11 protein-coding genes are annotated in these 12,378 nt (G+C 67.7%); 4 read left to right on the top strand and 7 right to left on the bottom strand.

The window, feature by feature from the left end:
- Positions 1-9: 9 nt before the first annotated feature.
- Entirely contained in the window at positions 10-627 is a 618-nt protein-coding gene (locus ACX5I6_RS03855) for an HD domain-containing protein (RefSeq protein WP_461839527.1), read from the top strand.
- Here ACX5I6_RS03855 and ACX5I6_RS03850 read toward each other — a convergent pair.
- Positions 624-1,940, bottom strand: a complete 1,317-nt coding sequence (locus ACX5I6_RS03850) for an ATP-binding protein (protein WP_285246375.1) — start codon at positions 1,938-1,940, stop codon at positions 624-626. The genes ACX5I6_RS03855 and ACX5I6_RS03850 overlap by 4 nt on opposite strands.
- Positions 1,941-2,065: 125 nt before the next feature.
- Positions 2,066-3,016, bottom strand: a complete 951-nt coding sequence (locus ACX5I6_RS03845; RefSeq protein WP_461839526.1) for an L-lactate dehydrogenase — start codon at positions 3,014-3,016, stop codon at positions 2,066-2,068.
- Positions 3,017-3,103: 87 nt separating this feature from the next.
- Between ACX5I6_RS03845 and ggt the strand changes: the two genes are divergently transcribed.
- Positions 3,104-4,948 carry a gamma-glutamyltransferase gene (ggt, locus tag ACX5I6_RS03840; RefSeq protein WP_461839525.1) on the top strand — a complete coding sequence of 615 codons (1,845 nt, stop codon included), beginning with the start codon at positions 3,104-3,106 and terminating at the stop codon, positions 4,946-4,948.
- 90 nt (positions 4,949-5,038) lie between these two features.
- Here ggt and ACX5I6_RS03835 read toward each other — a convergent pair whose 3' ends face one another.
- The 5 genes from ACX5I6_RS03835 to ACX5I6_RS03815 form a co-directional block, all read right to left on the bottom strand.
- Positions 5,039-6,553, bottom strand: coding sequence for an amino acid permease (locus ACX5I6_RS03835; RefSeq protein WP_461839524.1), 1,515 nt, complete (start codon positions 6,551-6,553; stop codon positions 5,039-5,041).
- Between the two features lie 81 nt (positions 6,554-6,634).
- Positions 6,635-8,050 (bottom strand): aspartate ammonia-lyase, encoded by a 1,416-nt coding sequence (locus ACX5I6_RS03830; RefSeq protein WP_461839523.1) that lies wholly within the window; start codon positions 8,048-8,050, stop codon positions 6,635-6,637.
- 7 nt (positions 8,051-8,057) lie between these two features.
- A complete protein-coding gene (locus ACX5I6_RS03825; RefSeq protein ID WP_461839522.1) occupies positions 8,058-9,134 on the bottom strand; it encodes an asparaginase in 1,077 nt (358 codons plus the stop codon).
- A 30-nt stretch (positions 9,135-9,164) separates the two neighbouring features.
- Positions 9,165-9,872, bottom strand: coding sequence for a FadR/GntR family transcriptional regulator (locus ACX5I6_RS03820; RefSeq protein ID WP_461839521.1), 708 nt, complete (start codon positions 9,870-9,872; stop codon positions 9,165-9,167).
- Between the two features lie 42 nt (positions 9,873-9,914).
- A complete protein-coding gene (locus tag ACX5I6_RS03815; RefSeq protein WP_461839520.1) occupies positions 9,915-10,550 on the bottom strand; it encodes a DedA family protein in 636 nt (211 codons plus the stop codon).
- Positions 10,551-10,858: 308 nt separating this feature from the next.
- Here ACX5I6_RS03815 and ACX5I6_RS03810 point away from each other — a divergent pair, with 308 nt between their 5' ends.
- Both ACX5I6_RS03810 and ACX5I6_RS03805 read left to right on the top strand, forming a co-directional pair.
- Positions 10,859-11,128, top strand: coding sequence for a type II toxin-antitoxin system Y4mF family antitoxin (locus ACX5I6_RS03810; RefSeq protein ID WP_461839519.1), 270 nt, complete (start codon positions 10,859-10,861; stop codon positions 11,126-11,128).
- A gap of 8 nt (positions 11,129-11,136) precedes the next feature.
- Positions 11,137-12,372: a type II toxin-antitoxin system HipA family toxin gene (locus ACX5I6_RS03805; RefSeq protein ID WP_461839518.1), complete on the top strand. Its 1,236-nt coding sequence runs from the start codon at positions 11,137-11,139 to the stop codon at positions 12,370-12,372.
- Positions 12,373-12,378 lie beyond the last annotated feature (6 nt).

Here is a 12,378-nt window from a genome sequence, read left to right as displayed (position 1 = left end):
GCTGGACCCATGCCAGAAACAGGAACCGCGGACGCGAGCCTCCAGGGCCCGCGATTCACGGTGGAGACTGCCAAGGTCCTCGCCGAAGTTGCCCACAACCGCCAAAAGGACAAACTCAAGCGGCCGTACCGCGAGCATGTCCTGGCCGTCGGCGACGCCCTGGCGGACTTCGACGACGACATCCGGATCGCCGGCTACCTCCATGACATCGCGGAAGACACCCCGATCACCCGCCAGGCGCTGCTGGACATGGGCGTCTCCGAGCGCGCCGTGCGGATCATCGAGCGCGTCACCAAACGGCTGCACGACAACCCGGACGACTACCAGGCCGGAATCCGCTTCATTGCCGAGGACCACGACGCGACCCTGGTCAAAATTGCCGACAACGCCCATAATTCGCTGCCCGAACGGGTGAAGGCCCTCGCGGAAAAGTGGCCGGACAAACCGCCCGTCACCCGCTACGACGACGCCCGCCCGGTGCTCTACGCCGCGGTTCCCGTGGAGGAAACCCGCAAGATCCTGGCCCGGATCAACCCCTGGCTGCTGGAGGAATTCGACGCCATGCTGGACGAGGACGACGACACCGACTACGAGAACCTCTCCTACGACGACGTTTCCGGGGATTAGACCCGGCCCAGCGAGCCGATGTCCTCCAGGAAATCCGCCTGCACTTCAGCGCTGACTGTGGTGCGCGTTTCACCGATCGCATCCAGGTAGTCCTGGGTGGACGGGCCTTTCCGCACCGCCTCGCGCACCGAAACGTCACCGCCGGAAGCCAGCCCGCCGTCGTCGTACACTGCCTTTTCCAAAGCCCGCTGCGAAGCGCTGCGGGCAGCGTATTCGATGTCCGCCGGCGAAAACCCTTCGGTGCGTTCCACCAGCAGCTCCACGTCCACCGCGTCCACCACGGCCGCGGGGATGAACCGCTGCCACATCGCCTCGCGTGCCTGCCGGTCCGGCAATCCGATGGGAATGACGTAGTCGAACCTGCCGTGGCGCAGGAAGGCGGAGTCCAGCGCCCGGATGAAATTGGTGGCGCACACCAGCAGCCGGCCGGGCTGCTCGCGGAATGCCGGAATGATCTTCAGCAGCTCATTGGTCACCCCCTGCAGCGGCGACGGCGGATCACCGGCCCGCTGGGATGCGATCTCCTCCACCTCGTCGATGAATACCACGGCGTGCTCCAGCTCCGCGATCTCCAGGAAGGTCTCCCGCAGCGCACCGGCCAGGCCCTGCGGGTCGCCGGCCAGCCGGGACGGGAACACCTCCACGAACGGCCACTCCAGCCGGGAGGCGATGGCCTTCGCGAAAGTGGTCTTGCCGGTGCCCGGCGGGCCGAAGAGGACGACGGCGCGCGGCGGCACCACGCCGAATTCATCCGCAAGGTCCGCCTCGGCCAGCGGGAGCACCAGGCGGCGTTCCAGCAGCTCCTTTTCCTTGCGCATGCCGGCCACGTTCTCCCACAGGTCCCGGGCGAGGACGCGGCCGCCCAGCTGGCCCAGGGCCCCCAGCTCCTGGCGCTGCACCGGAATGGTGCGCTCGAAGTACCGCAGGTTCTTCTTCAGCGCAAAGCCCCTGCCCAGGAAGGCCTCCACCCGGGTTTCGGACTCCGGCATCAGCGCTGAGAGTTTGTTCAGTCCGTGCGGGGCCATGCGGTTCTCGACGGCGGCCAGCAGCGAGGTGCCGATGCCGCGGCCCCGGTATTCGGGGAGCGTGGCCAGGAACACGATCCACCCTTGGTCGTGCGCGGCGCGTCCGACGGCGGCGCCCACCACCTGGTCGCCCTGCACCGCCACCACCGCGTGGTCCTTCTCGCAGGACGCGAGGACTTCGGAGAGCGCATACACAGGTTCGACGTTGTTCGCCTTCAGGGTCTCCCAAAGGTGCAGGATCCCGTCGAGGTCAGCTGAGTGGAAATCCCTGATCCGCCAGTTGGTCATGGGTTGCTCCTGTTGGTTCGTCGTTGAGCCAGTGTGGACATCTCAGGTGAGCATATGCGAACCGCGCGGCGGGCGGGGTTGCGGCGGCGTTGCATGACGCCGGCCGCCCGCGCCCCTGGCTTCGTTCAGATCCCCAGCCTGTCCATCGTGTTCCGCAAGGTGTCGGCGGAAAGCTGCAGGGCTGCCAGTTCGCCGCTGTCCATGGGTGTGTCCAGGACCCGGTGCACCCCGCCGCGGCCCACCACGCTGGGAAGTGACAGGGCCACTCCCGAGATTCCGTACTGCCCGGACAAAACCGTGGAGACGGGGAGGACGGCATTGTCATCCCGCAGCAGCGCCTCGACGATGCGGGCGCCGGAGAGGCCGATGGCGTAGTTGGTGGCCCCCTTGCCGGCGATGACCTTGTACGCGGCCTGCACCACGTCCCGGGCAGTGGCGGCCAGGTTGTCGGAGGTGAAGACCCGCCCGCCACCGTCCGTCCAGTCGCGGATCGGGACAGGCCCGATCGTGGCCCCGGACCACAGCGGAAATTCGGTGTCGCCGTGTTCGCCCACCATGCTGGCATGCACGCTGGTGACGGAGACACCTGCACGCCGGGCCAGCAGCCAGCGCAGCCGGGAGGTGTCCAGGACGGTGCCGGAAGAGAAGACCCGTTCCGGTGGCAGCCCGGAGATGCGCTGGGCCGCCACCGTCAGGACGTCGCACGGGTTGGTGACCAGGACATAGACCGCCTCCGGCGCCCGCTCCAGGAGCGGCGGCATCAGCTGTTCAAGGATCCGGACGTTGGTGCCGGCCAGGTCCAGGCGGCTCTGGCCCGGGTTCTGTTTGGCGCCCGCGGTAATCACCACGACGTCGGCGCCCTCCGTGACGGCGATGTCCCCGCCGCCGGCCACCGTGGCCGACGCCGCGGCGAACTGGCTGCCATGGGCAAGGTCCAGGGCCTCCGCCTCGGCCTTGGGCGCATTGACGTCGAACAGGGCGATGCTGCTTGCCGAGCCGCGGATCAGCGCGGCGTAGGCCAGCGACGTGCCTACGCTCCCGGCCCCCACTACGGCGAGTTTGGATCCACCAGGCATGGTGCCCTTCCTTTCGGAATCGTTGAGTGTGTCCTACCCGAAGAGTAGCGTGGCCACCATCACACGAACCCCCACTAAGGAGCCACCATGCCACATTTCGGACGCCGGCTCGCTGCTGTGACGGCGGCGCTGGCCATCGGCGTGACCACCGGGGCCATCAGTCCCGCTGCAGCGGACCCCCGGCAGACCGACAAGAATCCCACGGCCACCGGGTACGGCGGTGCGGTCAGTACGGTGGACCCGGAAGCGTCGGCAGCGGCCATCGAAGTCCTCCGGAAGGGCGGGAACGCCGTGGACGCCGCGGTTGCCGCCGCAGCCACGCTGGGCGTCACCGAACCCTACAGTGCCGGCATCGGCGGGGGCGGCTATTTTGTCTACTACGACGCCAAGTCCGGGAAGGTCAGCACCATTGACGGCCGCGAGACTGCGCCGGCCGGAATCAAGCCGGATGCCTTCATCAATCCCGCTACCGGCAAGCCCTACCCGTTCACCCCGGAACTGGTCACCAGCGGCGTCTCCGTGGGTGTGCCCGGCACCCCGGCCACCTGGGAACGTGCGCTGGAACGCTGGGGCAGCATCAGCCTGGGGGAGGCCCTGAAACCGGCCATCAAGGTAGCGGACCGAGGTTTCGTGGTGGACGAGACATTCCGCAACCAGACCCAGGACAACCAGAGACGGTTCGCGGCGTTCACCTCCACCAAGGACCTGTACCTCCAGGGCGGCAAGCTGCCGGAGGTGGGCTCGGTCTTCAAGAACCACGACCTCGCGGACACCTACCGGCTGCTGGCCCGCAACGGCATGGACGCGTTCTACAACGGCCCGCTCGCCGAAGAGATCGCCAACACCGTCCAAAACCCTCCGGTGGATCTGACCATTGACAGGAAGGACCGGCTCCCCGTTCCCGTTGGCTCCATGACGGCGGAGGACCTGGAACACTACAAGGCCGTGGACCAAGACCCCACCCACGTGAACTACCGCGGCTATGACGTCTACGGCATGGCCCCCTCCAGCAGCGGCGGCACCACCGTCGGGGAGTCCCTGAACATCCTGGACGTCTTCGACCTGCCGGCCTTGAAGGCAGACCAGCCGGCCGTCCTGCACCACTACCTCGAAGCCAGTGCCCTGGCGTTCGCCGACCGCGGGAAATACGTTGGCGATCCCGCCTTCGTGAAAGTCCCCACGAAAGCCCTGACGGACCCCGTCTTCGGCAAGGAACGCGCCTGCGAGCTGGACCCAACCCATGCCGCAACCAAGCCGGTCCTGCCCGGCGACGTGACCTCCTACGACGGCACCTGCCCGGCCGGCCCGGCTGCTGCCGCCGAGGAGAAGGACACCGAAAACATTTCCACCACCAACATGACCGTCTCGGACAAGTGGGGGAACGTGGTGGAGTACACGCTGACCATCGAGCAGACCGGCGGGTCCGGCATGGTGGTTCCCGGCCGCGGCTTCCTGTTGAACAACGAGCTCACGGACTTCTCCACGGTGTACAGCGCCACCGATCCCAACCGGATTGAGCCGGGCAAGCGGCCGCGGTCCTCGATGTCGCCCACCATCCTGCTGGAGGACGGCAAGCCGTTCCTGGCCCTGGGCTCCCCTGGTGGCTCCACCATCATCACCACGGTGCTGCAGACCCTGGTTAACAGGATCGACCTGGGTATGAGCATCCCGGACGCCATCGCCGCGCCGCGTGCGTCGCAACGGAACACGGCCAGCGTCACGGCCGAGCCCGCCTTCATCGACAAGTACGGGGCAGCACTGACGTCGCGCTTCGGCCACACCTTGACCCCATCGGGCGACTCGTTCTCCTCCGCCTCGGAGATCGGGGCGGCCACCGCCATCGAGTTCCTGGGGGACGGCCGGACACTAGCGGCAGCCGAGCCGGTCAGGCGCGGCGGCGGCTCAGCCATGGTGGTCAAACCGTCGCAGTAGGAGAACCACCGCATTAACGCCGACGGCGGCACCCGGGTTCGGGGATTCCAGAACCCAGGTGCCGCCGTCGGCGGTTAAGCCCGAAGGCTGTTACTTCTTGAAGGTATTCGCCGGCGCGTTGGCGATGACGGGGGAGGTGCCGGTGTAGCCGTCGCGGGTTTCGGCGATGTGGCGGATGCGGGTGCGGCAGGCGTACCAGCCGGCGATCATGAGGATGGAGGCGATGGCGGTGACGAGCATGGTCAGGGGTGAGTCGATGAAGACCATGATGAGGACGCCGATGAGGAAGAGGAGGGAGAGGTAGCCGGTGTAGGGGGCGCCGAACATGCGGAAGGTGGGGCGTTGGACCCAGCCTTTGTCGGCCCAGCGTTTGAGTTGGATTTGGCACAGGACGATGGTGGCCCAGGTCATGATGATGCCGACGGAGGCGATGTTGAGGACGATTTCGAAGGCGTCGGCGGGGACGAGGTAGTTCAGGGGGACGCCGAGGAGGGAGACGGTGGCGGTGATGGCGATGCCGCCGTAGGGGACGCCTGCTTTGTTCATGCGGGAGGCGAAGCGGGGGGCGGAGCCGTTGACGGACATGGAGCGCAGGATCCGGCCGGTGGAGTAGAGCCCGGCGTTCAGGGAGGACAGGGCGGCGGTGAGGACGACGAGGTTCATGATGACGTCTACGCCTTGGACGCCGATGGAGCCGAAGAACGTCACGAAGGGGCTGACGCCTTTTTGGTAGGTGGTGTAAGGCAGGAGGAGGGCGAGGAGGATCACGGAGCCGACGTAGAACACGGCGATGCGGAAGACCACGGAGTTGATGGCTTTGGGCATGATTTTTTCGGGGTTTTCGGTTTCGCCGGCGGCGGTGCCGACGAGTTCGATGGAGGCGTAGGCGAACAGGACCCCTTGCATGAGGATGATCATGGGGAGCAGGCCGGTGGGGAAGATCCCGCCGTGGTCGGAGAGGAGGCTGATGCCGACTTGTTGGCCGGTCACGGGGGTGCCGAAGATGACGAAGTAGGCGCCGATGATCAGGAACGCGACGAGGGCGGCGACTTTGATCAGGGCGAACCAGAATTCCATTTCGCCGAAGACTTTCACGGAGACGAGGTTCAGGGCGAGGACGACGACGAGGGCGGTCAGGGCCCAGGCCCACTGCGGGACATCGGCCATCCAGGGGATGTAGTTGCCGAAGAAGTGCATGTAGAGGGCGGCGGCGGTGATGTCCACGATGGTGGTGGTGGCCCAGTTGATCCAGTAGAACCAGCCGGAGACGAACGCGGCTTTTTCGCCGAAGAATTCGCGGGCGTAGGAGACGAAGGAGCCTGAGGAGGGCCGGTGCAGGACCAGTTCGCCCAGGGCGCGCAGGATCAGGAACGCGAAGAACCCGCAGACCGCGTAGGCGATGACCAGGGACGGGCCCGCGGCGTTGAGCCGGCCGCCGGCGCCCAGGAACAGGCCGGTACCGATCGCACCGCCGATCGCGATCATCTGGATCTGCCGCGGCTTGAGGTTCTTGTGGTAACCCTTGTCCTCCGCGTGCAGGGAAGTCTCGGACGCATGCGCGTGACCACCATCAATTACATGGTCTGGAAGGGGGGAATTTGTCATTGGAGTGTCCTTTGGGGGGTGGTGGGCCCACGCCTGCCGGGTGCCCTGGCCGAGCGTGCGAGGCGAGGGAGCAGGTGGGGACTACTTGCTGAGGTTTGCCAGGCGTTCGGGGCTGAGGAGGTCCTGGAGCTGGGCATCGGTGAGGAGCCCGTGTTCGAGGACCAGTTCAGCCACGCCCTTGCCGGTGGCAAGAGCTTCCTGCGCGATGGCGGTGGCGGTGGCGTAGCCGAGGTGGGGATTCAAAGCGGTGACCAGGCCGATGGACTGCTCCACGGTACGGCGCAGGTGTTCGGTGTTGGCGGTGATCCCATTGATGCAGCGGGCCGTGAGGGTGCGGCAGGCGGCTTCCAGGTGGGAGATGCTCTTGTGGAGGCTGTGGACGATGATCGGTTCGAAGGCGTTGAGCTGGAGCTGCCCGGCTTCGGCGGCCATGGTGATGGTGACGTCGTTGCCGATGACCTCATAGGCCACCTGCGAGACCACCTCGGGGATTACCGGGTTGATCTTGCCGGGCATGATCGAGGAGCCGGACTGGACGGCGGGAAGGTTGATCTCCCCGAATCCGGCCCGGGGTCCTGACGAGAGCAGGCGCAGGTCGTTGCAGATCTTGGACAGTTTGACCGCAACACGCTTGAGCACGCCGGAGAGGTGCACGAAGGCCCCCACGTCCTGGGTGGCTTCAATCAGGTCGACGGCGGTGACCAGCGGCAGGCCGGTGATCTCCGCCAGGTGCCGGCAGGCCGCTTCGGCGTAACCCGCCGGGGCGTTCAGGCCGGTGCCGATGGCGGTGGCGCCGAGGTTGATCTCGTGGATCAGCAATTCGGCCTCCGCCAGGCGGAGCCGGTCCTCGCCGATGGTGACGGCGTAGCTGCCGAACTCCTGGCCCAAGGTCATGGGGACTGCGTCCTGCAACTGGGTGCGGCCCATCTTGACCACGGTGCGGAACTCCATGGCCTTGGCGGCGCAGGCGTCCTCGAGTTCTTCGAGTGCGGCCAGCAGCTCGCGGGCGGCAAAGATGGTGCCCAGCTTCACGGCCGTGGGGTACACGTCGTTGGTGGACTGGCTGAGGTTGACGTGGTCGTTCGGGTGCAGCCTGGCGTAGTCGCCCTTGGGGTAGCCAAGGATTTCCAGGGCACGGTTGGCTATGACCTCGTTGGCGTTCATGTTCGACGACGTCCCGGCGCCGCCCTGGACCACGTCCACCACGAACTGGTCGGCCAGCCGGCCGGCCAGGACGTCCTGGCACGCCTGCTCGATGGCATCGGCGCGGTCGGCGTCCAGCAGGCCCAGCTCACGGTTGGTCCGGGCGGACGCGAGCTTGACGGCGGCCAGCCCGCGGACCAGGTGCATGTTGGAGGACAGTTTTTGGCCGGTGATGGGGAAATTTTCCACGGCCCGGAGCGTGTGCACGCCCCAGTAGGCGTTCGCCGGTACGTCGCGGTCGCCGAGCAGGTCGTGCTCGGAACGGACGTCGGCGGCAGTGTCAATGATGGTCATGGGGTCCTCACAGGGCTTCGTTGTCGGGCGTGGACGGGGTGGTATCCAGGAAATCGGTGGCCAGCAGTTGCCCCACTTGGTGGCCGCCGCCCAGGACGGGGGCGGTGGCGATACCGGCGAGCGGTTCGATGTCCACGCCCAGCGCCTCCAGCAGGCGGACGGTGGCGGGCATCCGGGCGCGGTCGCCGCCGTCGGAAATCTTGACGGCTGCGGCACTGCCGTCGGCCAGGCCCACCAGCTGGACGCCCTCGAAGCCGTCCTTGGCCACGGCGCCCGGGAGCAGCCGCATCAGGTCGGTGACGTCCCGGCCTTCACCGGCAACCATGCCAGGGTGCTGCTGCATGGCCAGCCCGACGGCGGCTTCTGCGCTTCCGGAACCGGGCCCGCCGTCGTCGTGCGTGGCTGCAAGGGAAGCCGCCCGGGCGATCCGGCCGAACGCGCGGGCCATGCCGCCCAGGGTGAGGGCGAACAGCGGGGTGCCGCAGCCGTCGGTGCTCAGTGCGGCAGGTGTCTCTCCGGTCAGCTCGGTGACGGTCCGCGCCACGAGCTGCTGCAGCGGGTGGGAGGGATCCAGGTAGCCCCGGACGGGCCAGCCGTTGATCACACAGGTCGCGGCCATGGCGGCGTGCTTTCCGGAGCAGTTCTGGGTGGTCTGCGTGGGCCCGCCGCCGGTGCGCAGCCAGTCCTCACGTTCGGCGGTGCCGTAGGGCAGGTCGGAGCTGTTCTCCAGGTCGGTGGCGGCCAGCCCGTGCAAATCGAGGATGCGCCGGGTGCCGTCGCGGTGCGCCGAGGAGCCCGAGTGGCTTGCGGCGGCGAGGGCCAGGAGGTCGGCTGGAAGGTCCAGGCCGGCCCGGACCATGGCGACGGCCTGGAGCGGCTTGAGCGCGGACCGCGGGTAGAAGGGGGCCTGGGGATCACCGGCGGCTGCCGCCAAGGACCCGTCAGCCGCGAGGGCGATTGCCGAGCCGTAGTGCACGCTCTCCACGAGGCCGTCACGGACGGCGGCCACCAGCGGGGTGTGGTGCGGCAGGGCCGCCCCATCCAGGGCAGCGGTGTGGGCAGCGGAAAACACGGGGGATGGCATGGCGTCCTTGGAAGGGTTGGTTGGATATGTCTAGTTGTTGAGGATGGAGTCCAGGGCGGCGCCCACAGCTTCCAGGTGGTGGGCCATGGCGGCGCGGGCGTTGTCCGCGGAGCCTGCCTCGATGGCGGCCAGGATCTGCTGGTGTTCCACGTCGGAGGCGTGCTGGCGGTCGGCCACCATGTTCAGCGTCTCGGACTGGTGTGCCAGTGCATCCCGGATGTCCGTCACCACGCTGGCGAAGACTTTGTTGCCGCTGGCGCGGGCGATGGCGGCATGGAAGGAGGAGTCCAGGGCCACCCAGGACTCGGGGTCGGTTTCCGTGGCCATGGCCGCCACGATGTCACGGAGGGTATCCAGTTCTTCAGCGGTACGCCGCTGTGCGGCCAGTCCGGCGGCCGGGACCTCGATGTGCGGGCGGGCCTCGGTCAGGTCACGCGCCGAGTACTGCCCCAGGGTGAGGTCGTTGGCTACCTTGCCGGCAATGACGAACGTGCCTTTGCCGGTCCGGGTAACCGTCAGGCCCAAGGCGGTGCAGGAGCGGAGCGCTTCCCGGATGACCGAGCGGCTGACCCCGTATTGCTGGGACAGGGTGGCCTCCGAGCTGAGCTTGCTGCCCACCGGCAGGGTGCCGGACTCGATGTCCGCGCGAAGGGTGTTGAACACTGCCTCGGCAGCACTCAGCCGGGCAAGGGGATGGTAAGCAGGCTGTCCTGCTGTCCGGCTGTCTGACAGGTTCACGCCTTAAATATGGCACCCGTCACAGTCGCTGTCAAGCCCTCCCTAGTCCCGCTGCCGCCCTGCGGCGCGGCGGTCCTGCCGCCGTCGCCGTGAGCGGAAGTGCCAGGCAACCAGCGCGACCACCGCCACCGCGGCGATGACGACGGCGATGTCCCGGCCGGCTGCCTGGGCCACGGCTTCATAGGAGTTGCCCGCCAAAAAGCCCAGGAGGACGAAGCCAATGCCCCACACCACGCCGCCCGCAGCGTTGTAGGCAAGGAAGCGGCCGTACGGCATCCGGGAGGTTCCGGCCAGGGCGGGCATGACCGCCCGGAAGAACGCGGTGAAACGCCCGAGGAAGACGGCAGAGCCGCCCCGCCGGCGCAACAGGTCCTGGGCGTTCTGCAGCTTTTCGGAGTGCCGGGCCAGCGCCCTGGTCTTCAGGATGCGGCTGCCCAGGTGCTTGCCTACCTCGTACCCCACGCTGTCGCCCACGATCGCGGCGGCGACCACCAGGGCCATCATCGCTCCCAGCTGGACTTCGCCCCGGCTGGCCACCACTCCGCCCAGGACGGCCGCGGTTTCTCCCGGGATGACGAAGCCGATGAACAATGCGTCCTCGGCAAAGACGAGGCAGAACACCGCGATGTACGCCACCAGGGGGCTGACGTTCATGAGGCCGTCGATGAACCCGGTCATGGCAGCAACCCCGGGCCCGCAACGCCGGGCTGAACACCACGCCGGCGAACGGGGGCCGCGGCAGGTGCCGCGGGCGCAGCGCCGATCGGGCGGGTGGGGGCGGACGTCACGGTGGAGCCTTCTTTGGCCGGCGGTCAGGTACGTACGAGTATGCGCCTTCGCGCCTGGAAATTCCCTGACAGTTTGGTCTCGCTTGGTTATTACGCTAGTCGGCACGAACGTACCGCCTGCCGGGCCCTGGGCCTTATCTTTTCACTCCCAGGGTGCTAACTTGGCCATAATCGGCACGATCGTGCCTGGGAGGTGTAGTGACTGATTCCCTGATGGGGCAGGTGGCCCTGGAGGTACGCGCGCGGCGCAAGGCCCTGCGGCTCAACCAGCGCGACCTGGCGGACATTGCCGGCGTCTCCGAGCGCTTCGTCCGGTTCGTGGAACAGGGCAAGCCCAGTGTCCAGGTGGACTCGCTGCTTGCCCTCTTGGATGCTTTGGGGCTCCAACTCGAGGTCGTGCCACGGGCCAGCCACGCCCCCCGGACGCTCGCACGGTCGGCGGCCGGGGACGGTGGAACCGGCGAATGAGGCACCGCGTGGCAGACGTGTACAAGGCCGGGGTCCTGGCCGCCCGGCTTGAGCGGCACCACGGCGGCACCCGCTTCAGCTACCTGCCCTCGTACCTGGCATCCGGCAGGCCCGCCGTCGCCAGTTCGCTCCCCCTTACGGACCAACCCGTGCTGTCCGCCGCCGGCGCCGCTCCGCCCTACTTCACGGGGCTGCTGCCCGAAGGACGCCGCCTCAACGCGCTCCGGCGGTCCATCAAGGCCAGCGCCGACGACGACCTCACCCTGCTCATCGCGGCCGGCGGAAATCCGGTGGGCGACGTCCAGGTGGTTGGCCATGGGGAGCCGCTGGACCCGGACGAACACGCCGTGCGCCTGGATCCAGGGCAGCCGGTGGATTTCGACCAGCTCATCGGAGACCCCGACCTGATCGATCCCGTAGCGCTCGCCGGGGTGCAGGACAAGCTGTCCGCAGGAATGATCTCGCTGCCGGTGGCTACTGCGGGGAAACGGTACATCCTTAAACTCAATGCACCCGAGTTCCCGCATGTGGTGGAGAACGAGTTCATCATGTTCCGCTACGCCGCGAAGCTCCGGATTCCGCTTAGCCGGGTCCGGATGATCCACGATGTCGCCGGACGCCCCGGGCTGTTGGTGGAACGCTTCGACCGGGTTCCGCTCGCTGGCGGCGGTCCGGACGACGTCCAGCGCCTTGCCGTTGAAGACGGGGCGCAGGTGCTCAAGCTCTACCCCGCGGACAAGTACAACGTGGGGTACGGGCAGGTCTGCCGCGCGCTGGCGGATCACTGCGCGGCGCCGCTGCCTGCCCTTCGGAACCTCGCCCTGCAGGCCGCCTTTGCATGGCTCACGGGCAACGGCGACTTGCACGCCAAGAACGTATCCATGGTCCAGGACCCGGGCGGGGAATGGGGAATTGCCCCGGTGTACGACATCCCCTCCACCGTGGTTTACGGGGACAAGACCCTGGCGCTCACCCTGGGCGGCAAGCGGATCGGCATCTCCCACCGGCATTTCCTGGCCTGGGCAACGGCATTGGGTTTGCCGGCGCGTGCGGCCGCCGCGGTGGTGGAGTTGGCGCTGAAGGCTGCCGGGCCGCTCCTGGCCGACCTTGAGGCAGGGACGGCCTTCGCCGTCGGGAACGCCTCCACGGCGGGCGGCGACGGCGGATCACCCTTTCCGGCGATGGTCACCCGGGCGTGGATCAAGGAGTTGAAGCACCGGCGTCGCCTGTTTGAGGCTTCGTAGCCCGAC

This window comes from Arthrobacter sp. MMS24-T111, from assembly GCF_054888995.1.
The sequence above is the reverse complement of the archived record's forward strand: the minus strand, read 5'-3'. Positions and strand labels throughout refer to the sequence as shown.